General features: G+C 62.4%; 23 protein-coding genes and 1 tRNA gene. 6 read left to right on the top strand and 18 right to left on the bottom strand.

Going from position 1 to position 24,378, the window contains the following annotated elements:
* Positions 1–80 precede the first annotated feature (80 nt).
* The 4 genes from RFN30_RS05235 (at position 81) to dprA (ending at position 4,130) form a co-directional block, all read left to right on the top strand.
* Entirely contained in the window at positions 81–1,046 is a 966-nt protein-coding gene (locus RFN30_RS05235; protein ID WP_320261079.1) for an aspartate carbamoyltransferase catalytic subunit, read from the top strand.
* The gene (locus RFN30_RS05230; protein WP_320261078.1) at positions 1,043–2,329 is read left to right on the top strand and encodes a dihydroorotase; all 1,287 of its coding nucleotides are present in this window, start codon (positions 1,043–1,045) and stop codon (positions 2,327–2,329) included. Before RFN30_RS05235 ends, RFN30_RS05230 begins: the two co-directional genes overlap by 4 nt.
* 86 nt (positions 2,330–2,415) lie before the next feature.
* Positions 2,416–2,997 (top strand): glycerol-3-phosphate 1-O-acyltransferase PlsY, encoded by a 582-nt coding sequence (plsY, locus tag RFN30_RS05225; RefSeq protein ID WP_320261077.1) that lies wholly within the window; start codon positions 2,416–2,418, stop codon positions 2,995–2,997.
* A complete protein-coding gene (dprA, locus tag RFN30_RS05220) occupies positions 2,994–4,130 on the top strand; it encodes a DNA-processing protein DprA (protein ID WP_320261076.1) in 1,137 nt (378 codons plus the stop codon). Before plsY ends, dprA begins: the two co-directional genes overlap by 4 nt.
* 34 nt (positions 4,131–4,164) lie before the next feature.
* Here the strand turns inward: dprA and RFN30_RS05215 are convergent, their stop codons facing one another.
* Positions 4,165–5,460, bottom strand: a complete 1,296-nt coding sequence (locus tag RFN30_RS05215; RefSeq protein ID WP_320261075.1) for a glycosyltransferase — start codon at positions 5,458–5,460, stop codon at positions 4,165–4,167.
* Positions 5,461–5,567: 107 nt separating this feature from the next.
* Between RFN30_RS05215 and RFN30_RS05210 the strand changes: the two genes are divergently transcribed.
* Positions 5,568–6,365: a hypothetical protein gene (locus RFN30_RS05210; RefSeq protein WP_320261074.1), complete on the top strand. Its 798-nt coding sequence runs from the start codon at positions 5,568–5,570 to the stop codon at positions 6,363–6,365.
* Between the two features lie 48 nt (positions 6,366–6,413).
* On the opposite strand, the gene RFN30_RS05205 is transcribed toward RFN30_RS05210, so the two are convergent.
* The 5 genes from RFN30_RS05205 to RFN30_RS05185 form a co-directional block, all read right to left on the bottom strand.
* The gene (locus RFN30_RS05205; protein WP_320261073.1) at positions 6,414–7,556 is read right to left on the bottom strand and encodes a hypothetical protein; all 1,143 of its coding nucleotides are present in this window, start codon (positions 7,554–7,556) and stop codon (positions 6,414–6,416) included.
* 239 nt (positions 7,557–7,795) lie between these two features.
* On the bottom strand, positions 7,796–7,972 hold the full coding sequence (locus RFN30_RS05200) for a hypothetical protein (RefSeq protein WP_320261072.1): 177 nt from the start codon (positions 7,970–7,972) through the stop codon (positions 7,796–7,798).
* A gap of 101 nt (positions 7,973–8,073) precedes the next feature.
* Positions 8,074–8,262: a hypothetical protein gene (locus RFN30_RS05195; RefSeq protein WP_320261071.1), complete on the bottom strand. Its 189-nt coding sequence runs from the start codon at positions 8,260–8,262 to the stop codon at positions 8,074–8,076.
* A gap of 40 nt (positions 8,263–8,302) precedes the next feature.
* The gene (locus RFN30_RS05190; RefSeq protein ID WP_320261070.1) at positions 8,303–8,842 is read right to left on the bottom strand and encodes a DnaJ domain-containing protein; all 540 of its coding nucleotides are present in this window, start codon (positions 8,840–8,842) and stop codon (positions 8,303–8,305) included.
* Between the two features lie 1,668 nt (positions 8,843–10,510).
* A tRNA-Lys gene (locus RFN30_RS05185) sits at positions 10,511–10,586 on the bottom strand.
* A 268-nt stretch (positions 10,587–10,854) separates the two neighbouring features.
* On the opposite strand from RFN30_RS05185, the gene RFN30_RS05180 reads away from it, so the two are divergent.
* Positions 10,855–11,310 (top strand): BA14K family protein, encoded by a 456-nt coding sequence (locus tag RFN30_RS05180; protein ID WP_320261069.1) that lies wholly within the window; start codon positions 10,855–10,857, stop codon positions 11,308–11,310.
* A gap of 60 nt (positions 11,311–11,370) precedes the next feature.
* Here the strand turns inward: RFN30_RS05180 and RFN30_RS05175 are convergent, their stop codons facing one another.
* The 12 genes from RFN30_RS05175 to RFN30_RS05120 all read right to left on the bottom strand — a co-directional run bounded on the left by RFN30_RS05175 (position 11,371) and on the right by RFN30_RS05120 (position 24,328).
* Positions 11,371–11,850 carry a DUF6882 domain-containing protein gene (locus RFN30_RS05175; RefSeq protein ID WP_320261068.1) on the bottom strand — a complete coding sequence of 160 codons (480 nt, stop codon included), beginning with the start codon at positions 11,848–11,850 and terminating at the stop codon, positions 11,371–11,373.
* Positions 11,851–11,880: 30 nt separating this feature from the next.
* Entirely contained in the window at positions 11,881–13,374 is a 1,494-nt protein-coding gene (gene glpK / locus RFN30_RS05170; protein ID WP_320261067.1) for a glycerol kinase GlpK, read from the bottom strand.
* 91 nt (positions 13,375–13,465) lie between these two features.
* The gene (locus RFN30_RS05165) at positions 13,466–15,193 is read right to left on the bottom strand and encodes an ABC transporter substrate-binding protein (RefSeq protein ID WP_320261066.1); all 1,728 of its coding nucleotides are present in this window, start codon (positions 15,191–15,193) and stop codon (positions 13,466–13,468) included.
* 76 nt (positions 15,194–15,269) lie between these two features.
* Entirely contained in the window at positions 15,270–15,557 is a 288-nt protein-coding gene (locus RFN30_RS05160) for a DUF2160 domain-containing protein (RefSeq protein WP_320261065.1), read from the bottom strand.
* A gap of 2 nt (positions 15,558–15,559) precedes the next feature.
* Positions 15,560–16,468 carry a carbohydrate ABC transporter permease gene (locus RFN30_RS05155; RefSeq protein ID WP_320261064.1) on the bottom strand — a complete coding sequence of 303 codons (909 nt, stop codon included), beginning with the start codon at positions 16,466–16,468 and terminating at the stop codon, positions 15,560–15,562.
* Position 16,469: 1 nt separating this feature from the next.
* Positions 16,470–17,336 carry a carbohydrate ABC transporter permease gene (locus tag RFN30_RS05150; RefSeq protein WP_320261063.1) on the bottom strand — a complete coding sequence of 289 codons (867 nt, stop codon included), beginning with the start codon at positions 17,334–17,336 and terminating at the stop codon, positions 16,470–16,472.
* Positions 17,337–18,404: an ABC transporter ATP-binding protein gene (locus RFN30_RS05145; RefSeq protein ID WP_320261062.1), complete on the bottom strand. Its 1,068-nt coding sequence runs from the start codon at positions 18,402–18,404 to the stop codon at positions 17,337–17,339.
* Between the two features lie 10 nt (positions 18,405–18,414).
* Positions 18,415–19,494, bottom strand: coding sequence for an ABC transporter ATP-binding protein (locus RFN30_RS05140; protein WP_320261061.1), 1,080 nt, complete (start codon positions 19,492–19,494; stop codon positions 18,415–18,417).
* 39 nt (positions 19,495–19,533) lie between these two features.
* The gene (gene glpD / locus RFN30_RS05135) at positions 19,534–21,054 is read right to left on the bottom strand and encodes a glycerol-3-phosphate dehydrogenase (RefSeq protein WP_320261060.1); all 1,521 of its coding nucleotides are present in this window, start codon (positions 21,052–21,054) and stop codon (positions 19,534–19,536) included.
* Positions 21,055–21,180: 126 nt separating this feature from the next.
* Positions 21,181–21,948, bottom strand: coding sequence for a DeoR/GlpR family DNA-binding transcription regulator (locus tag RFN30_RS05130; protein ID WP_320261059.1), 768 nt, complete (start codon positions 21,946–21,948; stop codon positions 21,181–21,183).
* A 124-nt stretch (positions 21,949–22,072) separates the two neighbouring features.
* Positions 22,073–23,485, bottom strand: a complete 1,413-nt coding sequence (locus RFN30_RS05125) for a pyridoxal phosphate-dependent decarboxylase family protein (protein WP_320261058.1) — start codon at positions 23,483–23,485, stop codon at positions 22,073–22,075.
* A gap of 111 nt (positions 23,486–23,596) precedes the next feature.
* Positions 23,597–24,328, bottom strand: coding sequence for a proteasome-type protease (locus RFN30_RS05120; RefSeq protein ID WP_320261057.1), 732 nt, complete (start codon positions 24,326–24,328; stop codon positions 23,597–23,599).
* Between the last annotated feature and the right edge of the window lie 50 nt (positions 24,329–24,378).

Here is a 24,378-nt window from a genome sequence, read left to right as displayed (position 1 = left end):
GAAAATACCGGGGAGAACGCCCGCAATTCAAAGCTGCCGCTTGCGGCTGGCCGGACCGCACCCTATAGCAGCGCCTTGAGATGACCGACGCTTCGTCCCTGCCGCTGTTTCCTCACCGCCATCTTCTGGGCATCCGCGATCTTTCCCCGGCCGATATCGAGCTGCTGCTCGATCGCGCCGACCAGGCCGTGGCGATCTCGCGGCAATCGGAAAAGAAGACCTCGACGCTGCGTGGCCGCACCCAGATCAACCTCTTCTACGAGGCCTCGACCCGCACGCAATCCTCCTTCGAGCTCGCGGGAAAACGGCTCGGCGCCGACGTAATGAACATGTCGGTGGCAAGCTCTTCGGTGAAGAAGGGCGAGACGCTTATCGACACCGCCATGACGCTCAACGCCATGCGTCCGGATATCCTGATCATCCGGCACCAGTCGGCGGGCGCGGCAGCGCTTCTGGCGCAAAAGGTCGGCTGCTCGGTAGTCAACGCCGGCGATGGCGCACATGAGCACCCGACGCAGGCGCTGCTCGACGCGCTCACCATCCGCCGCGCCAAGGGACCGCTGTCGAAGCTGATCGTGGCGATCTGCGGCGACATCCTGCATTCGCGCGTCGCCCGCTCCAACATCATGCTGTTGAACGCTCTCGGCGCGCAGGTGCGGGTCGTCGCGCCCTCGACGCTGCTGCCGGCGGGCATCGACAGGATGGGCGTGATCGTGTCGCGCTCGATGGCCGAAGGCCTCAAGGACGCCGACGTCGTGATGATGCTGCGCCTGCAGCGCGAGCGCATGGAAGGCGCCTTCGTGCCGTCGACCCGCGAATATTTCCGCTATTTCGGCCTCGACGCGGAAAAGCTGAAAGCAGCCAAGGAGGATGCGCTGGTCATGCATCCCGGGCCGATGAACCGCGGCGTCGAGATCGCCTCGGAAATCGCCGACGGTCCGCAGAGCGTGATCCAGGAACAGGTCGAGATGGGCGTCGCCGTGCGGATGGCGGTCATGGAAGCGCTGCTCGATCCTCGCCGCAACCAGGAAGGACGCGGCGCATGAGCGTGACGGTTTTCAGCAGGGCGCATGTTGTTGATCCCTCGCGCGGTGTCGACGAGGTCGGCACCGTCATCGTCGATGGCCGCAAGATCACCGCCGCCGGCAAGGCGGCGCTGAACCAGGGCGCGCCCGAGGGCGCTGTCGTCATCGACTGCGCCGGCAAGACGATCATTCCAGGCCTTGTCGATGCCCGCGTCTTCATCGGCGAACCCGGAGGCGAGCATCGCGAGACCATTGCTTCGGCGAGCGTCGCGGCGGCCGCCGGCGGCGTCACCTCCATCGTCATGATGCCCGACACCGACCCGGTGATCGACAATGTGGCGCTGGTGGAGTTCGTGCTGCGCACGGCAAGGGACACGGCGAGCGTCAACATCTTTCCGGCGGCGGCGATCACCAAGGGGCTGGACGGCCGCGAGATGACCGAGTTCGGCCTGCTGCGCGAGGCCGGCGCCGTGGCCTTCACCGACGGTCGCCACACGATCGCCAACGCGCTGGTCATGCGCCGCGCGCTGACCTATGCGCGCGATTTCGGCGGCGTGATCGCGCATGAGACGCAGGACGCCGACCTCGCCTCGGCCGGCGTGATGAACGAAGGCCTTTATGCGAGCTGGCTCGGGCTTTCCGGCATCCCGCGCGAGGCCGAGCTTATCCCGCTCGAGCGCGACCTCGCCCTGGCGCGGCTGACGGGCGGCGCCTATCACGCCGCCAAGATCTCGACCGCGATGGCGGTTGGAGCCGTCGGCCGGGCAAAGGCGGACGGCGCCAACGTCACGGCGGGCGTCGCCATCCACAATCTGTCGCTCAACGAGAACGACGTCGGCGAATACCGAACCTTCTTCCGGCTGACCCCGCCTCTGCGCGCCGAGGACGACCGGCTGGCGATGATCGAGGCGATCAAGGACGGCACGATCGACATCATCGTCTCCTCGCACGACCCGCAGGATGTCGACACCAAGCGCCTGCCCTTCGCCGACGCCGCCGCCGGCGCGATCGGGCTGGAGACGCTGCTTGGCGCCGCACTTCGGCTCTACCACAATGGCGACGTGCCGCTGCTCCGGCTGGTCGAGACGCTTTCGACCGCGCCGGCGAAGCTTTTCGGCCTGCCCGGCGGCACACTTAAGCCCGGCGCGCTGGCGGACCTCGCCGTGATCGATCTCGACGAGCCCTGGATCGTGAGCGAGAGCGGCCTGCGCTCACGCTCGAAGAACACCTGCTTCGAGGGGGCGCGCCTGCAGGGCAAGGTCTTGCAAACCATGGTGGCGGGCCGCACAGTGTTTTCGGCCTAGGACGTGTCGAGATTCAGGTGATGTCGGCCTGACCTGAATCTCTACGAATTCCTGGAAGCCAGACAGGGTTATCTTTGGGGAAAACAATGGGTTACGTGCTCGCGCTCATCTTCGGGTACCTACTCGGCTCGATCCCGTTTGGGCTCTTGATCACCCGTGCCGCCGGCCTCGGCGACGTGCGCCAGATCGGCTCCGGCAACATCGGCGCCACCAATGTTTTGCGCACCGGCAACAAGGGCCTGGCCGCGGCTACGCTGCTGCTTGACGCGCTGAAGGGCACCGCCGCCGTGCTGATTGCAGGCCATTTCGCACCCGAGCTCGCGCTGATCGCCGGCTTCGGCGCCTTCCTCGGCCATCTCTTCCCGGTCTGGCTCGGCTTCAAGGGCGGCAAGGGTGTCGCCACCTATCTCGGCGTGCTGCTCGGTCTTGCCTGGCAAGGCATGCTTGTCTTCGCCGTCGTCTGGCTCGCCATGGCCTTCCTGTTCCGCTATTCCTCGCTGGCGGCGCTGGCGGCGGCGGTGGTCGTGCCGATCGCGCTTTACTTCATCAGCACACCCCAGATTGCCGGCCTGTTCGCGTTGATGAGCCTGATCGTCTTCATCAAGCATCGCGCCAACATCTCGCGGCTTCTCGACGGCACCGAAGGCAAGATCGGGGCGAAGGGGTGAGCGGGCCCGCCGCCGGCCCGCGCCTCAGCGACCGGCAGCGGCTTGCCTGGCTCCGGCTGATCCGCACGCCCAATGTCGGCCCGGCCTCCTTCCGCGAATTGATCAACCGCTTCGGCTCGGCCGAGGCAGCGCTCGAAATGCTGCCCGAGCTGATGATTTCGGGCGGCGCCAACCGCATCGTCCGCATCCCGACGGTCGCGGAAGCCGAAGCGGAGCTGGAAGCGGCCAGGCGCGCCGGCGCCCGCTTCGTCGGCATCGGCGAGGCCGACTACCCGTCCATGCTGAAGACCATGGACAACCCACCGCCGCTGCTGGCGGTAAAAGGCGAAGGCGCGGTGTTTCGCCTGCCGGCGGTGGCGATCGTCGGCGCCCGCAACGCCTCGCTCGCCGGCATCAAGATGGCGCGCATGCTGGCGGCGGATCTCGGCCGCGACGGCTACGCCATCGTGTCCGGCCTGGCGCGCGGCATCGACACCGCGGCGCATCACGGCAGTCTCTCGACCGGCACGATCGGCGTGCTGGCCGGCGGCCTCGACGTCCCCTACCCGCCTGAAAACGCCGGTCTTTGCAATGAGATTGCCGAGCGCGGCGGCGCGATCGTCTCGGAAATGCCGCTCGGCTGGCAGCCGCGCGCGCAGGATTTTCCGCGCCGCAACCGCCTGGTCGCCGGTATGGCGATCGGGCTGGTCGTGATCGAGGCGGCGCAGCGCTCCGGCTCACTGATCAGCGCGCGCCTTGCCAATGAGATGGGCCGCCTGGTTTTTGCGGTGCCGGGCTCGCCGCTCGATCCGCGCGCCGCAGGCTCCAACGGTTTGCTGAAAGACGGCGCCACGCTCGTCACAGAAGCGGCCGACATTCTCGGCGCCTTGGCGCCGCTCGCCGGTGTCCGCGCGCCTCGCAGCGCACCGCTCGCCGAGGCACCCGACCTATCGGCAATGCCGCCGCCAGGCGAAAACGATCGCGCCGACGTGCTGGAAGCGCTCGGCCCGACACCGGTCGGGGTCGACGAGATCATCCGCCACACAGGCTTGAGCGCCGCGCAGATAGCGATGGTGCTATTGGAACTCGACCTTGCCGGAAGGCTGGAGCGCCACGCCGGCGGGAATGTCTCGCTTGTTCTGGAGAGGAGCTGAACTGGCTGGGGTTGATGCCCGCGGACGGGGGTGGTCAGCCTCGCCTCCGAATCCTCAGCAGCACCTTACGAATGAACCGCGGCACCACGCCGTTGTAGAGACGGCTCACTTCATCGACGAAGCGCGAGAGCCGGGAAAGTCGGTCGTCTATCTGGTGCAGGATCGCCTGGTTCTCCGGCCCGTCCTGGATGGAGCCTACAGCCCGTTGGCCAAGCGCCGTTAACAAGGCGGAATTTCCTTCCAGCGTCTTCGTGTTCGCACGCAACAGCTCCATCATCATTAGCTGGTCGATCGCGTCCGGCCAGCCATGCATCTCCTTGGCGACTCGAAACCATTTGCGATGCTGGATGGAGACGGCGGTTTCCTCGATCCAGGAGGCTGTGCCCAGCGCAACTTCTTCAGGCCTGGCCCGAAGTCCCTCACGCAATACCTCATTGTAGATGCGCAGATGTTCGTCGATGAAATGGGTGGAACCTGCCTTATCGCGGAAATAGGCAGAGACGGCCGCAGCGTTTTCAGCATTGTGGCTGGAGATTGCAGCCGTCAGATTTTCGATCGTGACCGGTCTGCTGAGCAGCCCCACCCCAAGGTTCGCCCGCCGCCAACTTTCCATGTTGCCGGTATCGAGCATTCCCGCAAAGCCGCGCGCATCGCAAACCACGACCGAGCATCCCACCGCGGCAGCCTCTATGGCCATCCGCGCGGTGGCGAACACAATGTCGTAGGCGAGAAGATCCTTTTCGATCTGTTGCGAATACCGGTTTGTGGCGGGACCTAACTCGTCGAGTTGAATGCCATTTCTGGCACAGGCCTCCCGCACCGCTTGCTGGTGTTCAAAGTTTTTTGTCAGCAGCAGGCCCCGCTCGGGTCTAGCCGGAAGCGGCGGGCGCTGCCTGAAGCGCTCGAGATCGACGGCGTTGTAGATGAGATCGATCTTGTCTGCCGGGATGCCGCGCGACAGGCACTTCGCCTTGCACGCCTCATCCACAGCGATCCAATGGCGTATTTGAGGATGAGGCATGGGCGCCTCGATCTCGTAGAACGAACTGTGGCAGGAGAAGACCGCGGGCACATCGGGAAACCTGGCCAAGGCTGTCAGGCAAGGTGTCAGATGCTGACCATGGATGATGTCGGGCTTGTCGACGATCTCGGCAATCCGATCGACGACGTGATGACCCCGCTGGCGCATTCTGTCGGCCATACCACCAAGATTTGTGGTGAGCAGCATTGTCTGGTGGCCGGCGCCTCGCAGGCCGTCAGCAAGCAATTCGACGACCGATTCCGACCCGCTGTTTTGCGCCACCGACAGGTTGGTGATGAGTATCCTCAAGGCGAGCTTTCCTTGCCGGTTGTAGAGCCGCTATCGCAGGCGACGAACTGCTCACGCAGCCCGTGTCATAGTGAGAACAATTCAGCCAAACAAGTTCCCCCCATGGCTTGCTGCTGGTACAGGGACGTCGACATCGGTTGCCCTGCGGTAACCAAAATTGGAGCGGCACCATGGATAGCGAACTCCAAAATATCCTGATCCTCGCGCATCCGGGACATGAGCTCAGAATTCATCACTGGCTGGAGCGCGCCAAGCCGAGAGTCTATCTTTTGACCGATGGCTCCGGCGGCCGTCATAACGCCAGGACCGAATATTCCCACCATATCGTGAAGGCGGCCGGCGCAACGCCGGGCTCGGTCTTCGGCGAGATACCCGACGCCGCCTGGTACGAAGCTCTTTTGGCCGGCGACCAGATATTTTTCCTCGACGTGTTTACCAGGATCAGCGCGGATCTCGACAGCGACCAGGAAGTGCAGGTCGTGTCGGACGCCGTTGACGGCTACAATCCGGTGCACGACCTGGCTTTTGTGTTCGGCAGCGCTGTGAACGCTTTGCTGCAAAAGAAGCGCAAGGGGCATCAGCAGCTTTGCTCGGCCGCAGTGCCCAATGTGCCTGGCACCGTCCAGGTGGAAATCAAGCTGGATCAAGATGCTCAGGCAAGAAAGAGAGCCGCGATCGAGGCCTATACGCCATTGGCCGATGAAGCGCGTCTGATCCTTGCGCGCGACCCGGGCTGTCTCACCCGCGAGCGCCTTATTACCCAGACCCCCGACTGGACTGCGCAGACGCCCGAATGGGAGCGGATTGGGCGAGAGCGCGTGGCAAAGGGCATCTACGGCCGATGCATTACCTACAAGGACAATGTGCAGCCGATCGTTCGCCTTTTGCTGGCGCGATCGGATTGATCAGCCGTCGGCCTCTCCTGGAACGCCGCACAGTTTCCCGAAAACTATCTACCGGAACAGGTACTTGGACACTTCCGGGTTGCCGCGGCGCCACATCACATTGTCGAGAAAATAGTGGTGCACGTTGATGAAGATCAGCACGATGAAGAAGAAGAGCGAGGACCCGAGGACCTGCCTGTCGTAAGGGATCAAGGCCGTCATCGCCATCGGGACGAGCCAGAAGCCGAGATATCCAAGCGCACCGCCCCCGACGATGAATCCCAGGACCCTGAGCCTGTAGAGAGGTCCGAGAAAGGACAGCAACCGCGGTTGCGGATTTCTTGCGGCATCCGCGACGTCGCGCTCGACATTGGTCTGGTAGCGCCAGACCACGGCCAGATATTGCAGCGAGTGGAGCGCCGGCACCACGAGCAGCCAAAGCGGGTTTATCCTCGCAATCAGGATCCACAGATAGAGCGACGCGACATAGGCCACGATGCCGTTATACGGCAGGGCGCGGCCGTTTCTTCGCCAGCGGTTGATCAGCATCAGGACTGTGACTGCCGTCGAGGCAACGGCCGCCAGCAGGGCAATGTTGGCGATCCAGGAAGGGGCCGCGAATGTGTAATATTCCAGGCCGTAGTATTTCCCCTGCGTCACCGCAGTGTTCGTCTGCAGCCATGCCAGGATCCACACGGCATAGCTGTTGACCAGCAGCACCTTCTTGTCCCGATCGTCGAAGAATTTGCGCTTCAGAACGGCATCCACCATCAGCATGCCGTAGCCCTGCTTGACGTAGTGCCAGCCCACGAAGAAGAACATCGCGTTGGCCGCATATCCGAGCAGGCGGGTGTTCGCCGTGGCTGCGCCATAAGCGAAGAACGCGCCCATGATCAGGGGAACGACCATGCCCGCGAAAATGTAGCGAAGCTGCAGGCTCCTGTCGTATCCCGTCCCGCTCACCTTGCGCCCGAAATTGCGATAGAAAATCTGGTACGAGTGGGCGAAATGGGGATAGTTCACAAGGTAGGCCACGACTACCATCGTTGCTGCCACAAGACCTTCGTATTCGAGCGGCACCAAAAGCAGAATCGGCAGGATCAGAAATGCACCGCCGCCGAGCATGAGGAAGTCGGCGACCGGGCCGAAGAGATATTTGCCAGGCGCCGCCGCCTTGGGGGCAGAAGCATCTACCGAAAGGTCAAGTGCCATGGTCGAGCTCTCCTTCGGGAAGGCCGACTTTAGTCACCGGGGAGTCCGGCCACAAGGTTGCGGCTGCGGTTAGAGGCTGTTTCCGGTGAACGCGACCCCAATATCCCCAATATCGGTCGACGATACGACTTCGAGCGCCCGCTTTCGTGATCCCCGCCTGCGCCGGGAACAAGACCACTCGAGACGTTACGTTGGCGAATGCGCGACTCAGCCCCGTAGCTGCCTCGTTCCAGCAGTGTCTAGCGCTTCAGCAGGTCACGGTCGAACGTGATGCCGGTGCCGTAACCGTGCGGCATGTCGGCTGCGGCTTCTCTGAAGCTCCGCTCAACGTCGGACGTGTAGATCCCGTCGTTCGCGAGGCGGTCCCAGATGAAGAAACACACTACCAGGGCAAGCAGCAGGAGGATTGTTCGCATCGGAACCTCCCTCAAGTTCCCGAAAGCGCCTGCGATTATGATCCCGGACGAGGTCGAATACAAGCTACTGCTAATATAACGTATTTGGTCGTGCCGCGCCGTTACAGGACAGGTTTTTGTACGCGCTTTGGCGACTGCAGTTCACGCCCCAGCTTTGCTGCCTGGAAGATCGTCAGCAAAACCAGGACCGGCTCGCCTTCGGTCGGATTGACCATCAGGGCCACGCGGCCAAGCTCGTCGCTCATCGCGCAGGTCCAGTCTTTGACTGCGATCACCTTGGTCTCGGACAATTTGCCCTCCCCTGCCCCCCTGCGGCATTGGCGATGCCCGTCAGTTCATATGGTCCAGCAGCCTGGTCACGGCAACGTCACGACGATGTTCGGAATTGGCGCGATCGATGCCGTCCACGGTGATGGCGAACATTCCGTTCTCGATCCTTGCTATCCAGCCCTTTGCCTTAAGATACCAGAGATGAAACTCCAGATGTTCTCGCGGGCAGCCTGACAGGCGCTCGAGCTCTTCGTCGCCAATACCTGGATTGTGGACGTCTTGCCGACGTTTTACATAAAGAAGCGACAGCAGTTTGGCCTGAATGATGACGTCCCGCTCGAGCCCCTTGGCGTTGCTGGCTTCCTCGGACAGCTCGCGGCGGAGGCTCAAATGGTCTTTATACCGGACGTCGTATTGGGCGCGCTTGACCGGATCCTTGAGCGTGTTGTGGGCTTCCACGATTTCGTTGAAGCGTGACTCGTCGCCGGTGTCCCGATTGTCGGGATGGTAGCGCATGGCAAAATAACGAAATATCCGTTCAATCGTTTCCGAATTGGCGTTCGGGCTGATTTCAAGAAGCTCGTAGTAGTCAATGAACATCGTGGTGCTTCCACAGAATCGGTATTGCGAACACCACTCCCCACCGGCAGCATCGCGCAACCGTTCTACCCATGCAAGCCGGCCCGGCCGTCGCTTTTATGTCGCGGGCAAACTTGGCCTGTGACCTCTTATTGCTGGGGGGATGTGCTGGTGCTGTCCGACCCTTCCCGCGGTGAAGCGGTTTGGGCCAGATTATGGCGCAATGCATTGGGATCTAATCAAGATCATTTACTGCCACGAATGCCGCGCTGCCGGCCGCGACGACCGGAACCTGCAGTTCACCAACCATGCGGGGACGCCGGACAGGCGGAAGGGGTAGACGCGTTTTCGTAGCGGGAGGAACATTAGCGCTGCCTAACGGTTCTCTCAGGGAAACACATCCTGGTTGGAACCATGTCCCAGTTGGCATTCGCTTTCGTCTATTATTCAGGGCTGACCGGCCCTGACATGTTTGGCGCCGTCGTGTCGTTAGTGGCTGGCCTGCTTCTCTATGATGTTATGCGTGAGGATCGGCCAAACCGATAGGCGAAAGGTTGTGCCGCGCCGACATCGCAATCTCGAACGTCAACCGCAAGCGGCCCGGCAGGCTAGCGGGGTAGGCCAGCGCAAGCCGGGCCTAACCGGCGGGGGCTCGGAATCGAAACACGGCACCGGCTGACAATGAACATAGGTCCCTGCCGATATGATCGGCATCATCCATAAGGACGAAGCGGGAGGTAGGCCTTGCTCAGCAACGCATACAGCACCAACCCGCCGCCCGGGAGCAGATCACTCCGCCGACGGCGGGCGCGCTCTGGCCAATATGCGCAGCATATGAACGAAGGACGCCTTTGGCTGGCGCAATAGGAATCGCTCTTCTACCTGTAGCTAGTCAAACCTCGATTGAGGCCCTGCTACAATCCCGAATGGCCGTTCGAATAGTGGTTGTTCTGGCGCTTCTTTTCGCCTTCGCCTACGGATTCGCAAAACTCGTGGAACGCTATGGCGGTGTTGGCGATCGGCCCCCTCCGTGTGAGCAATTGTCTGATTGTCCCGACCCGAACGCGGCGCTTCCAGAGCCCGAGCCTAAGACGGGCTAGGCGAGCAGCACGTAGAGCGCCAAGCCAGCAATGATCAGGCAGGCGGCCATGCCGACCATATCGCGTTGCCGGTAGCGCTGGACCGCGCTGGTGGGCATCACAATTTCAATTGGCGTCTAGAATTTCCGCTGAGGTCGATCATCAATGGAGCGGGCGATCGCGTCTAGCTCGTCCTGCGATGGCACCGGGGGAGCATCGCCAAAATCCCACCCTGCCGCCATTTGCCGTTGCATATGTTCCCAGAGCGGACCGATAAATTGGTTTATTGCGAAACCCTTCAATATCGTGGGCAGCATGCCTGTGCTGTTAGCACGCTGGCCGTTGGCATCATAGGCCGAGTGCCCGCCGCCGCCTTCTGCGAACGCCCAGGCGCAAACCGCCTCTGGTCCTACGCCTCCAGAAATGGAGCGCCATCCCCAACGCAACCAACGTCGCTAACAGCACCGCGACGTTGACCCAGTCCACTTTGCCGACCCAATCGAAGTCCAACCGCCCCTCCCCCATTTTGCGGACAGTGCACGGACACAAAATCGCGCGGACACGAAAACCGGTACTCACCTCTCGCAACTATTTGATTTACTTGAGTTTTTGGTGAGCGCGATGGGATTCGAACCCATGACCTACTGATTAAAAGTCAGTTGCTCTACCGGCTGAGCTACGCGCTCCCGCGGGCTGGAAACGCCGCCCTCGAAATTGCGCGGAACATAGGGAGAGTGCCGCGACCGGTCAACCGGAAAAAGATGGGCTTTCAAGGCGGATTTTGAACAGATTTCGAGGGGGCAAAAGGCTTTCGGCGTCAGTGCCGATGACTGAGACCAGGACTGTTTCAGAAATCTCTACAATAACAACACGTTGAAGTTGGAATGGGAACCATCGAAACCCGGACCCGTTTCGCAACACAGGGACGTTTATCAACCCTCGAGGAGCAGAGTAATGAACAGGATCGCATCGGGCCTGCTGGCAGCCGCCCTCTCGGCGTCGTTCATCGCGGCGGAGATGGTGCCGGTCAACGCCCAGCCAACTTATGTGCCACAACCCCAGGGCCTCTCGTCGGATGTCCAGACCGTGCAGTATCGGGATTGGAGACGGCACCGCAGCTTCAACCGCGATTTCTCGCGTAGGAACGGCGCCGTCTACTGGAACGGCCATCGCGGCTATCGTGAATATCGCCGCGGCTATCGCCGGCATGGCGATTACTGGTTCCCGCTGGCTGCCTTTGCCACCGGCGCGCTGATCACCGGCGCGATCGTCAACAGCGAAAACAACCGCGTCTACCGCGGCGACGCGCATGTGCAGTGGTGCTATGACCACTACCGCTCGTACCGGGCCTCGGACAATACTTTCCAGCCCAATTACGGTCCCCGCCGCCAGTGCGTTTCGCCTTACTAATGGCCTTTAGTCGGTAGCTGACCGGGCCCGCGCCGCAAGGCGCGGGCTTTCTGTTCAGAGTCAGCAGGCCCAGGTGATGCTCTTAAAGACCAGATAGAGGGCTCCTCCTTCACCACGCGGCGAGCGATATGCTCCAAGCGCGTTGCAAATCCGAACCATCGCGCCGGTCAGTTCCCAACCAAGCGCTTCGAGGTCGTTGGCCATGTCTATCACATAAGCCTGCGTCAGTTCGTCTATGCCCTTTTCCTCGCCGAACGCTCGGACCAGCTTAGCGTCGCTGAGAAGGTCGCCGGGCAAGTTCGAATTCGCCCAGGCCCATAGCCAGTTGCTTGCCTTGGCGCTTGTGGAGCCGGCGATTTGAACTTGAGAGACCACCTTCACGACGCCATCTGCCGAGAAAAGCAGCCTTCCGGTCGTCAAGTCGTAGTCGTAGCGCGACCAGCTGCCGAGGTGGAATTCATCCTGCAAACGATCGTTCTTGGCGTTCAGCTGGTCTAACGCCTCATCGCGCCATGCAGGATACCAGTCCGGGTGCTTCATGCCCTCTCGCATTGCTGCGACCCTGCCCGCTTATTGCACGCTCAGCGTGCGCCGCACAGCATCGCGCCAACCGGCGAGCTTCGCCGAACGGGCGGCTCCATCCATTTCCGGCTTGAAGCGGCGGTCGAGCGCCCAGGTCTTGGCGAAATCCTTCGCCTTCGGCCACACGCCGGCTTTCGATCCGGCAAGCCAGGCTGCGCCCAGCGCGGTCGTTTCCAGGATCGTCGGCCGGTCGACCGGCGCGTCGAGGATGTCGGCCAGCCGCTGCATGGTCCAGTCGGATGCAACCATGCCGCCGTCGACCCGAAGAACTGTCTTGGCGGAGGCGCCTTTCCAGTCCCTGCGCATGGCATCGAGCAGGTCGCGCGTCTGGAAGGCGACGGATTCAAGCGCCGCGCGGGCGAATTCCGCGGGCCCGGAATTGCGGGTAAGACCGAAGATGGCGCCGCGCGCATCCGCGTCCCAATGCGGCGCGCCGAGGCCGACAAAGGCCGGCACCAGATAGACTTGTTGCGCCGGATCGGCGGTCGCGGCGAGCGCGCCGCTCTGCTCGGCCTTGCCGATCACCTTGATGCCGTCACGCAGCCATTGCACGGCGGCGCCAGCGATGAAGATCGAGCCTTCCAGCGCATAGGTGGTCTTGCCGTTCAGCCGGTAGGCGATGGTGGTCAAGAGCCGGTTCTTCGAGCGCACCAGGTCGGCGCCGGTGTTGAGCAGCGCGAAACAGCCGGTGCCATAGGTGGATTTCATCATGCCGGGCTCGAAACAGGCCTGGCCAATGGTCGCCGCATGCTGGTCGCCGGCGACCCCGAGGATCCGCATCTCGGCGCCAAAGAGGCTCTTCTCGGTGACGCCGAAATCGTCGGCGCAATCCTTCACCTGCGGCAGGATCGCGGCCGGTATCTTCAGGATGGACAGCAGCTCGTCGTCCCAGACGTTCTTCTCGATGTTGTAGATCAGCGTGCGCGAGGCGTTTGTCGCATCGGTGGCGTGCACCTTGCCGCCGGTCAGCCGCCAGATCAGGAAACTGTCGACGGTGCCGGCGAGCAGTTCACCCTTCTCGGCGTGCTTCCTGGCGCCCTTCACCTTGTCCAGCATCCAGGCGATCTTGGTGCCGGAGAAATAGGGATCGAGCAGCAGTCCGGTCTTCTTCGTGAATGTCTTCTCCAGCCCCTGTTTCCGGAGCTTCTGGCAGAGCGGCGCGGTGCGGCGGTCCTGCCAAACGATGGCATTGTGGATCGGCTTGCCGGTCGCCTTGTCCCAGATGACGACCGTCTCGCGCTGGTTGGTGATGCCGATCGCGGCAACATCCGATGCCGCGCGGCCGGCGGCCTTCAGCGCTGCCTTCACCGTCGCGACCACGCTCGCCCAGATATCTTCCGGGTCATGCTCGACCCAGCCGGAGGCCGGGTAATGCTGCGCAAATTCCTGCTGGCCGATGCCGGCGACTTTCATCTTGTCGTCGAACAGGATCGCCCTGGTCGAGGTCGTCCCCTGGTCGATGGCCAGCACAACACCGCTCATTCCGCATCCTCCACTTCTCATGCAACAGGGGAGACGGCAAAGCCGCCTCCCCTGCATTTCTTACGCGGACGAGCACGCCCACGTCATGCAGTTACTTCTGCCAGCTCTTCACCAGCTCGTCGTAATTGATGGTGATCGGCTTTTCCTTCTCGTTCTCGATCTTCAGCTGAGGAGCGAGATTGCCTTTCTTGACCGCGTCGGCGTTCCAGTAGGCGAGGTCATGCTCTTCGGCCATCTTCGGGCCGATATCGCCCTGGACGCCCGACTTCTCGATGCGGCTCATGACCTTTTCCTGCTCGGCGCAGAGCGAGTCCATCGCTTCCTGCGCCGTCTTGGCGCCGGACGAGGCATCGCCGATCGCCTGCCACCAGAGCTGTGCCAGCTTCGGATAGTCAGGCACGTTGGTGCCGGTCGGCGACCACTGGACACGGGCCGGCGAGCGGTAGAACTCGATCAGACCGCCGAGCTTCGGAGCGCGCTCCGTGAAGCTCTTGTCGTGGATCGTGCTCTCGCGGATGAAGGTCAGGCCGACATGGCTCTTCTTCACATCGACGGTCTTCGAGGTGACGAACTGTGCATAAAGCCACGCGGCCTTCGCCCGGTCGGTCGGCGTCGACTTCATCAGCGTCCAGGAACCCACGTCCTGGTAGCCAAGCTTCATGCCGTCCTTCCAGTAGACGCCGTGCGGCGACGGCGCCATGCGCCATTTCGGCGTGCCGTCGTCGTTCAGCACCGCTTTGGCGCTGGCGTCGACCATCGAGGCGGTGAAGGCCGTGTACCAGAACATCTGCTGGGCAACCGCGCCCTGGGCCGGAACCGGGCCGGCTTCGGAGAAGGTCATGCCCTGCGCTTCCGCGGGAGCATAGGCCTTCAGCCAGTCGAGATACTTCTGGATCGAATAGACCGCCGCCGGCCCATTCGTGTCGCCGCCGCGCGCGGTGCAGGAGCCGACAGGGCGCGAATTCTCGTCGACCTTGATGCCCCATTCGTCGACCGGCAGGCCGTTCGGGATGCCCTTGTCGCCATTGCCGGCCATGGACAGCCACGCATCGGTGAACCGCCAGCCGAGCGACGGGTCCTTCTTGCCGTAGTCCATGTGGCCATAGACCTTCTTGCCGTCGATCTCGCGGCCGGTGAAGAACTCGGCAATGTCCTCATAAGCCGACCAGTTGACCGGCACGCCGAGGTCGTAGCCGTACTTGGCCTTGAAATCGGCCTTGTTCTTCTCGTCGTTGAACCAGTCGTAGCGGAACCAGTAGAGGTTCGCGAACTGCTGGTCGGGCAGCTGGTAAAGCTTCTTGTCGGGCGCCGTGGTGAACGACGTGCCGATGAAGTCCTTCAGGTCGAGGTTCGGGTTGGTGACGTCCTTGCCGTCGCCCGCCATCCAGTCGGTCAGGTTGCGTACCTGCTGGTAGCGCCAGTGCGTGCCGATGAGGTCGGAATCGTTGACCCAGCCGTCATAGAGGTTCTGGCCGGTCTGCATCTGGGTCTGAATCTTCTCGACGACGTCGCCTTCCTGGATCGTGTCGTGCGTGACCTTGATGCCGGTGATGGCCGAGAAGGCAGGCGCCAGCACCTGCGATTCATAGGAATGGGTGGCGATGGTTTCCGACACGACCTTGATGTCCATGCCGGCAAACGGCTTGGCGGCGTCGATGAACCACTGCATTTCTTTTTCCTGATCGGCGCGCGAAAGCGTCGACAGGGGGCCTATCTCCTTATCGAGAAAGGCTTTTGCCTCATCCATTCCGGCATAGGCATGGCCCGCGCCCAGCAACAGGACAAGGGCGGTCGTCGATGTAAGAAATTGCCGTCGCATGTGTCTCCTCCAGTCTTAGGTTTCAAGTGTGATCCGGAGCGGCCGCCAGCACGCGGCCGCTCCGGCTATTCCCCCTCTATACGTATCGGAACACGCCAAAGGCGTAGATCACGGAGAGAGCGAGAGCCCACCACAGGTTGGGGCCAACGAGACCCAACCAAGCGAGATGGATGAAGGCGCTGCCGAGCAGCGAAAGGAAGAGGCGATCGCCGCGCGTCGTCTCGAAGCGCAGGATGCCGACGCGCGGATTGCCGCCGGGCGAAGCGTATTCCCAAGCCGCCATACCGCAAAGCAGCAGCAGGATGGTTCCGAAGAAAGCCGCCGTCGGCCAGGTCCAAGCCATCCAGGAGAGGTCGAGGTTCATGATCACACCCTCCCCAGGGCGAAGCCCTTGGCGATATAGTTGCGGACAAACCAGATGACGACCGCGCCGGGGATCAGCGTCAGCACGCCGGCGGCCGCAAGCAGTCCCCAGTCCATCCCCGCGGCCGAGACTGTGCGCGTCATCGTCGCGGCGATCGGCTTGGCGTCTGTCGTGGTCAGCGTGCGCGCGATCAAGAGTTCCACCCATGAGAACATGAAGCAGAAGAAGCAGGCCACCCCGATGCCGCTCGCGATCAGCGGCATGAAGATCTTCACGAAGAAGCGAGGGAAGGAATAGCCGTCGATATAGGCGGTCTCGTCGATCTCCTTCGGCACACCGGACATAAAGCCTTCTAGGATCCACACCGCCAGCGGCACGTTGAACAGGCAGTGCGCCAGCGCCACGGCAATATGGGTGTCGATGAGACCGAAGGCCGAATAGAGCTGGAAGAACGGCAGCGCGAACACCGCCGGCGGCGCCATGCGGTTGGTGAGCAGCCAGAAGAACAGGTGCTTGTCGCCGAGGAAACGGTAGCGCGAAAAGGCGTAGGCCGCCGGCAGCGCCACAGCGACCGAGATCACCATGTTCATCACCACATAGGTGATCGAGTTGATGTAGCCGGAATACCAGGATGCATCGGTGAAGATGGTGCGGTAATTCGCGAGCGTCGGATTGTGCGGGAACAGCGTCAGCGACGACACGATCTCCGCATTGGTCTTGAAGCTCATATTGATGAGCCAGTAGATCGGCAGGAGCAGCACGACGATGTAGAGCGTCGGCACGATCCACCACCAGCGCGATTCCTCGCCGCGGCGGCGCATCAGCTTCGCCACTTCGTCCTGCGACAGCGTGCTGCCCACTTCCGTGACCGCCGTTTCGCTCACGCGTGTCGTCTCGTTGGCGCTCGCCATCTCAGCGCTCCGCGTCGTAATTGGTCATCACGGTGTAGAACACCCACGACAACAACAGGATGATCAGGAAGTAGACCAGCGACATGGCGGCGGCCGGACCGAGGTCGAACTGTCCGAGCGCGGTCTTGACGAGGTCGATCGACAGGAACGTCGTCGAGTTGCCGGGCCCGCCGCCGGTGACGACGAAAGGTTCGGTATAGATCATGAACGAGTCCATGAAGCGCAACAGCACGGCGATCAGAAGCACGCGCTGCATCTTCGGCAACTGGATGTAGCGGAACACCGCCCAGCGCGACGCGCCGTCGATCTTGGCCGCCTGGTAGAAGGCATCGGGAATGGAGACCAGGCCGGCATAGCAGAGCAGCACGACGAGACTCGTCCAGTGCCAGACATCCATGATGATGACGGTGACCCAGGCGTCGATCGGGTCCTGCACATAGTTGTAGTCGATGCCGAGCGCGTTGACGTAGTAGCCGAGCAGGCCGATGTCGTTGCGGCCGAACACCTGCCAGATCGTGCCGACGACGTTCCACGGGATGAGCAGCGGCAGCGCCATCAGCACGAGGCAGACCGGCACGCCCCAGCCCTTCTTCGGCATGTTGAGCGCGATGAAGATGCCGAGCGGCACCTCGATCGCCAGGATGATGAAGGAGAAGATCAGGTTGCGCACCATCGCTTCCCAGAAGCGATTGGAATGCAGCAGTTCCTCGAACCACTCGGTGCCGGCCCAGAAGAAGACGTTGTTACCGAACGTATCCTGCACCGAATAGTTGACGACGGTCATCAGCGGGATGACGGCCGAGAACGCCACCAGCACCAGCACCGGCAGGACAAGGAACCAGGCCCTGTTGTTCCAGGTCTTTTCCATCTAGGCCCCCATCTCGACGCGCCATGAATCGGCATAGATGTTGATGCCGGCCGGGTCGAAGCGGACTTTTGGTTCGGCCGGCACCTCGTCGTCCTCGCCGATGACGGCGGCGATCTCCCTGCCTTCCAGGCTGGCGCGGACCACCTTGTGGCGACCGACGTCCTCGACCTTGTTGATGGACACCGCCATGCCTTCACGGCCGAGCCGCACATATTCGGGACGGATGCCGAGCTCGACGGAACCGGCTTCGGCCTTTGGCGCACCCGGCAGCTCGATGCGCTGCGCGCCGAGCATCGCCGTACTGCCTTCGAGCGCAACCGGCAGCACGTTCATGCCCGGCGAGCCGATGAAATAGCCGACGAAGGTGTGTCGCGGCCGCTCGAACAGCTCGGCCGGTGTGCCGATCTGCACGATTTCGCCGTCATACATGACCACGACGCGGTCGGCGAAAGTGAGCGCCTCGGTCTGGTCGTGCGTGACATAGACCATGGTGTAGCCGAAGCGGCGATGCAGCTGCTTCAACTGCGAGCGCAGCACCCACTTCATATGCGGATCGATGACGGTGAGCGGCTCGTCGAACAGGATGGCGTTGACGTCAGAGCGCACCAGGCCGCGTCCGAGCGAAATCTTCTGCTTCTGGTCGGCGGTGAGACCGCGTGCCTTGCGGTTCGCCATCGAGGCGAGATCGATCATGTCGAGCGTCTCGCGCACCTTGCGGTCGACGTCCGCTTCCGGCACGCCGCGGTTGCGCAGCGGGAAGGCCAGATTGTCGTAGACGGTCATGGTGTCGTAGATGACCGGGAACTGGAACACCTGGGCGATGTTGCGTTCCTGCGTCGACAGATTGGTCACGTCCCGGCCGTTGAACAGAAGCCGGCCGTGGGAGGGGTGGAGCAATCCCGAGATGATGTTGAGCAAGGTGGTCTTGCCGCAGCCCGACGGCCCGAGCAGCGCATAGGCGCCGCCGTCCTCGAAAGTGTGGTGCACTTCCTTCAGCGCGAAATCCGAATCCTTCTTCGGATTGGGCAGGTAGGAGTGGCGGATATGATTGACGTCGATGCGTGCCATCGCTTCCTCCTCAGGCCGCCAGCTTCGACGCCGTCACGGCGCGGCCGTTCTGGTCGAACACCATGATGTGGCGCGGATCGATGAACACCTCGACCTCGTCGTCGGTCTCGAAATCGAGGATGCCGTGCGCGAGCATCACCCAGCGCGCATCCGCGAAGTCGAGATGGACGAAGCTTTCCGAGCCGGTGATCTCGGTAATGGTGACCTTGGCCCGCACCGGCACGGCGCTCGCGTTCGGACGCTCGAGCGACAGATGGTGCGGCTGGAAGCCGATCGTGTAGCTGGCATCCGGAATGCCGAGCAGTTCCGGCGGCACCGGCAGCTTGACGCCGCCTTCCAGCAGGAAATCCGACCCCTTCTTGGCGAGCACGATTGTGTTGAGCGGCGGGTCGGCGAAGGTCCTTGCCGTCACCAGGTCGACCGGCTTGCGGAACACGTCGATGGTCGGGCCGAACTGGGTTACGCGGCCTTCAGAAAGCGTCGCCGTGTTGCCGCCGAGCAAGAGCGCCTCATGCGGCTCGGTTGTGGCATAGACGAAGATCGTGCCGGCAGCGGCGAAAATCTTCGGCAGCTCGGCCCGCAATTCCTCGCGCAGCTTGTAGTCGAGATTGGCCAAAGGCTCGTCGAGCAGGACCAGGCTCGCATTCTTGACGATGGCGCGGGCAAGCGCTGTGCGCTGCTGCTGGCCGCCCGACAGGTTGAGCGGCGTGCGGTCGAGATAGGGCGTGAGCTTCAGCAGCGCTGCGGCGTTGCGTACCTCCTTGTCGATCCTGGCCTGCTCCACGCCGGCAACCCGAAGCGGCGAGGCGATGTTCTCGTAGACGGTCATCGCCGGATAGTTGATGAACTGCTGGTAGACCATGGCGACGTTGCGCTTCTGCACCGGCTGTCCGGTGACGTCCTTGCCGTCGAACCAGACCGAGCCGGAGGTCGGTGCATCAAGGCCGGCCATCAGCCGCATCAGGCTGGTCTTGCCGGAAAGCGTCGGCCCGAGCAGAACGTTCAGCGAGCCGTGCTGAAGCGTCAGCGACACGTCGCGGATATGCTCCTGCGCGCCGACCGTCTTCGTCACGTTCCTCAGTTCCAGCATCACGCCTCCTCCCAGGCCTTGCGCATTATCGGGCGGCCTTCACTCGGCCGCCGCGACATGGCGCCGGCCACGCATGAATTCTTCCAAGGCAGCTGTCTGTTCGCGGTTGAAATGCAGGCCGCGCTTGGTCCTGCGCCACAGCACGTCCTCGGCGGTGAGCGCCCACTCGTTCTCGACGAGATAGCGCACTTCCGCCTCGTAAAGGTCGGCACCGAAATTGCGGCCGAGATCACCATTCGCCTTGGCCAGCCCAAGCAGCTTCTCCGCGCGCGTGCCGTAAAGCCGGGTAAGCCTGCGCGCCAGCCGCTGGTCGAGGAACGGATAGGCGTTCTTGAGCTTCGACACCTGCGCGTCGAACCCGGTCGCCGGAAAATCGCCGCCGGGCAGCGGCGCGTTGGCGGTCCATGGCTTGCCGCGCTTGCCGAGAAAGCCTTCGATCTTCTCCAGCATCGATTCCGCCAGCCGGCGGAACGTCGTGATCTTGCCGCCGAAGGCATTGATCAGGGGGGCAGCACCCTCCCCGCCATCGGCCTTCAACACATAGTCGCGCGTCGCTTCCTGCGCCTTTGAGGCGCCGTCATCATAGAGCGGGCGCACCGCCGAATAGGTCCAGACAATGTCCGAACGCCTGACCGGCAGGGCGAAATATTCGCTTGCGGCGGCGCAGAGATAGTCGATCTCGGCATCGCTGATCTTGACCTCGTGCGGATCGCCCGGAAAGTCGCGGTCGGTGGTGCCGATCAGCGTGAATTCTTCCTCATAAGGAATGGCGAAGATGATGCGCCCATCCTTGTTCTGGAAGAAATAGGCGCGCGGATCGTCGAATTTCTTGCTGATGACGATGTGGCTGCCCTGCACCAGGCGGACATTGTGCACGTCGTTCTGGCCGACCGTTTTTGCCAGCACCTGGTCGACCCAGGGACCTGCGGCGTTGACCAGAAGGCGGGCGCGGACTTCCTCGGTCTCGCCGGTCAGCACATTCTGGATCTTGATCGTCCACAGCGCGCTCTCGCGGCGCGCGCTGACCACCTTGGTGCGCGTGCGGATGACGGCGCCGCGGTCGGCCGCGTCGCGGGCATTGAGCGCCACCAGGCGGGCATCGTTGACCCAACCGTCGGAATATTCAAAGGCCTTGCGAAACAGCGGCTTCAGCGGCTTACCGGCCGGATCGGTGGCCATGTCCAGCGTCTTCGTCGCCGGCAGCAGCTTGCGCCCACCGATGTGGTCGTAGAGGAAGAGGCCGAGCCGGATCAGCCAGGCCGGACGCAGGCCCTTGGCATAGGGCAGCACGAAGCGCATCGGCCAGATGATATGCGGCGCGTTCTTCCACAGAACCTCGCGCTCCATCAGCGCTTCGCGCACCAGACGAAATTCGTAGAACTCGAGATAGCGCAACCCGCCATGGATCAACTTGGTCGAGCCGGAGGACGTTCCGCTGGCGAGATCGTTCATCTCGGCGAGGTATACCGAAAATCCACGGCCGACGGCGTCACGGGCGATGCCGCAGCCGTTGATGCCGCCACCTATGACGAAAATGTCATGGATCGGGGATGCGTTCACAGGTTTCCTCCACGATTTCGCATTGCACCATTTTTGTGTTTCGCGAAACCGTGACTGAATTATTTCGAACTCAATACGAATGTCAAACGAAATATCACAGGCATGTGAGATGCCCGTGCGACGGGCCTATTCGAGCGCCGTCTCGATCAAACGAACCTCCGTCTCCTCGCAGATCCTGCGCACCGAAGGGATGTCGCAGCGGTCGGTGATGAAGGTGTTGACCTGCGACAGATGGCCGATGCGAACCGGCGCCGTGCGCTCGAATTTGGTCTGGTCGGAAACGAGGATAACGTGGCGCGCATTGGCAATGATCGCCTGCGCCACCTTCACTTCGCGAAAATCGAAGTCGAGCAGCGCACCGTCATGGTCGATGGCCGAGGCGCCGATGACGGCGTAGTCGACCTTGAACTGGCGGATGAAATCGACGGCGGCCTCGCCGACGACGCCGCCGTCGGAGCCGCGCACCACGCCTCCGGCGATCACCACCTCGATCGAAGGATAGATCCGCATCCTATTGGCAACATTGATATTATTTGTGATGACCATAAGCCCGTTATGGTCGAGCAGCGCCTTCGAGACGGCTTCGGTGGTGGTGCCGATATTGATGAACAGCGAGGCGTTGTCGGGGATCAGCCTGGCTGCGGCGCGGCCGATCGCCTCTTTCTCCTCGGCGGCGATCTTGCGCCGCGCCTCGTATTCCATGTTCTCGATGCCGGACGGAAACAGCGCCCCGCCATGAATGCGGGTCAGCAGGCGCTGGTCGCAGAGGTCGTTGAGGTCCTTGCGGATGGTCTGCGGCGTCACGCTGAAATGTGTCGCCAGGTCATCGACCAGCACCCGGCCGTGGTCCTTCGCCATCTGGATGATCTCGGCATGGCGTGGCGAAAGAAACATCCGGCGTCCTCCATTTTCGTTTTTTCCGTCTATAACGGAAAACGAAAGCAATGAAAAGGCATAAGCCGGCTAACGAAATTCATGTGACTGCAAAGGCAAACCGATCCGCAGCCGGCTGGCAAGCCTATGCAAGTTCTCGCGCGATCTCGGTGACGACGTCGAAAGCCATGTCGACATCGGCAGCCGTCGATTCGAACTGCCCCGCCTGGAAGCGGATCGCCACCCGCCCATCAACGCGCGTCTGCGTCAGATAGATGCGGCCGTCCGTGTTGATGGCGTCAACAAGACGCAGATTGTGCTCGTCCGGATCAGCGTCCGCCGGGGCCCGGTGCCGGAACGAGAACAGCGACAGCATCGGCTCGGTGACGAGCTCAAAATCCGCCTCTCCGGCCAGGCGTGCGGCGAGGCCTTCGCTCCAGGCGACGTGGTTTCGGATCATCTCGCGCAACCCTTCCAGGCCATAGGCGCGCAACAGGAACCAGAGCTTCAGCGCCCGAAACCGGCGGCCGAGCGGCACCGACCATTCCGAATAGTTGATGATGCCGTCATGGCCGCGGGTCTTCAAATAATCCGGTTTGATCGCCAGCGTCCGCACGAGATCCTCCGGCTGGCGGACGAACTGGATCGAGCAGTCGAATTGCGCGCCGAGCCACTTATGCGGATTGAAGACAATCGAATCGACGCCTTCGACACCCGCCCAGAAATGCCGGTACTCCGGGCAGATCATCGCCGATCCGGCCCAGGCGGCGTCGACGTGGAGATAAAGGCCGTGCCGCTTCGCGACAGCAGCAACCGCGGCAATGTCGTCGGTGCCGCCGGTGCTGGTGCCGCCGACACAGGCGATGATGCCCGCCGGCACCACGCCGGCCTTGCGATCGGCGATGATCGCCGCCTCCAGCGCCGCCGTGTCCATGGCGCGGAAACGGCCGGCAACCGGGATGCGGACGAGGTTTTCCTCGCCGATGCCGGAGACCCAGATCGCGCGGTCGATCGAGGTATGGACCTGGTCGGAGGAATAAACGCGCAGCTTCGCCTGCCCGGCGAGACCTTGTCTGTTCCCCTGCCAGTCGAGCGCCCGCTCGCGCATGGTGAGCACCGCGGCCAGGGTCGCCGACGACGCCGAATCCTGAATGACGCCGGAGAACCCTTCGGGCAGGCCGAGCGCCTGGCGCATCCAGTCGACGATACGCGTCTCGAGCTCGGTCGCCGCCGGCGAGGTCTGCCACAGCATGCACTGCGCCGCCATCGCCGAGACTAGGTATTCGGCCACGACCGAAACCGGCGCCGCGTTGGCCGGAAAATAAGCGAAGAAGCGCGGATGCTGCCAATGCGTCATGCCGGGCACGATCTTCGCTTCGAAATCGGCGAAGATCCTTTCCATCGGCTCGGCCGTTTCGGGCGGAGAGGCCTCGATACTCCTGAATATCTCGCCGGGCGCGATTGCCGGCCGCACCGGTCGGTCACGGAGGCCCGAACGGTAATCGACACCCCAATCGGCGGCGCGCCTCGACCAATCGCGAAATTCTTCGTTGTCCATGCATCCTCCCGGCAGCCGACCGAACGCGCCGATACGTCCGTTCATTTCAGCGCTTTGATTAACATGTTAAATAAATCAAGGCAACGGTTGTGCCCGATTACCCCGGCCCGCCTACCCCGGGAAATCCGGCAGGCTGGCGAAGGCCGTCTTCAGCGCGTTCGACCAGCCATCCGAGATGGTGCGGTAATACTGGTCATCCTGGCCAATCCGCTTCTTCAGGCCGACCTTGAAGGCGTCCTGCTCCAGGAAGAGCAGGTCGAGCGGCAGGCCGACCGACAGGTTCGACTTCAGCGTCGAATCGAAGGAAACCAGAAGCAGCTTCACCGTCTCGGCCAGGCTCATCGCCCGGTCATAGGCGCGGATGATGATCGGCTTGCCGTATTTCGTTTCGCCGATCTGGAAGAATGGCGTGTCGTCGGTCGATTCGATGAAATTGCCCTCGGGATAGATCATGAACAGCCGTGGCGGGCTGCCCTTGATCTGGCCGCCGAGGATGAAGGAGGCGTTGAAATAGGAATCGGCCTTGTCGCCCGCCGGCGACGAATGGGCGATCACTTCTTTCACCGTGTCGCCGACAAGTCGCACCGCCTGATACATCGACGGTGTTTCGAGCAGCTTCTCGTGGCGATCGCCGACCGCCTTGGTGCGCTCGTCGAGCAGGCTGACCACGGCTTGGGTGGTGGCCAGATTGCCCGCCGACATCAGCACGATGACGCGCTCGCCTGGATCCTCCCAGACATGCATCTTCTTGAAGGTCGAGATCGAATCCATGCCGGCGTTGGTGCGCGTGTCCGACATGAACACGAGCCCGCGATCAATCTTGAGGCCGACGCAATAAGTCATGGTTCTTCTTCTGGCAGCGAATCCCAAGCAATTCCAGGAAAAGTGTGTGG

The organism is Mesorhizobium dulcispinae, assembly GCF_033977345.1.
Lineage (GTDB): Bacteria > Pseudomonadota > Alphaproteobacteria > Rhizobiales > Rhizobiaceae > Mesorhizobium > Mesorhizobium dulcispinae.
The sequence above is the reverse complement of the archived record's forward strand: the minus strand, read 5'-3'. Positions and strand labels throughout refer to the sequence as shown.